Genomic DNA, 493 nt, shown 5'->3' on the forward strand with positions numbered 1-493 from the left:
CTAGGGTCAGGACCCATTAATTGCTTGCTTCGGCTCGGCGCATTGTGATTCTGGAGATGGCGGGAGGATACCGTCATGGACAAACTGTTTCTGCTCAGCAACCGGCAAATGGCGCGGATATCGCCGCATTTTCCGCTGTCGCATGGTGTGCCGCGGGTCGATGACCGGCGGGTTGTCAGCGGAATCGTCTACGTTATCCGCCACGGCCTCCAATGGAAGGATGCGCCGAAAGCCTACGGGCCTCACAAGACACTCTACAATCGGTTCGTGCGCTGGAGCTTGCTCGGCGTGTTCGACAGAATCTTTGCTTCTTTGGCCGCCGAGGACGCCAAGCCTGATCGGATCATGATCGACGCCACTCATTTGAAGGCTCACCGCACGGCAGCCAGCCTGCTTCAAAAAGGGGCTTTCCCCGCTGCATTGGTCGAACGAAGGGCGGTCTGAATTCCAAGTTGCATGCGGTCTGCAACGGAGAAGGCAAGCCCCTGCTTCT

At 58.0% G+C, this 493-nt stretch carries 1 pseudogene; it reads left to right on the forward strand.

Annotated elements, in window-relative coordinates:
• Positions 1-75: 75 nt before the first annotated feature.
• Positions 76-493: pseudogene (locus tag GSQ83_RS00005) on the forward strand (IS5 family transposase); the annotation flags it as partial.

The sequence above is a fragment of the Acidisoma sp. L85 genome (assembly GCF_009765865.1).
Taxonomy (GTDB): domain Bacteria; phylum Pseudomonadota; class Alphaproteobacteria; order Acetobacterales; family Acetobacteraceae; genus Acidisoma.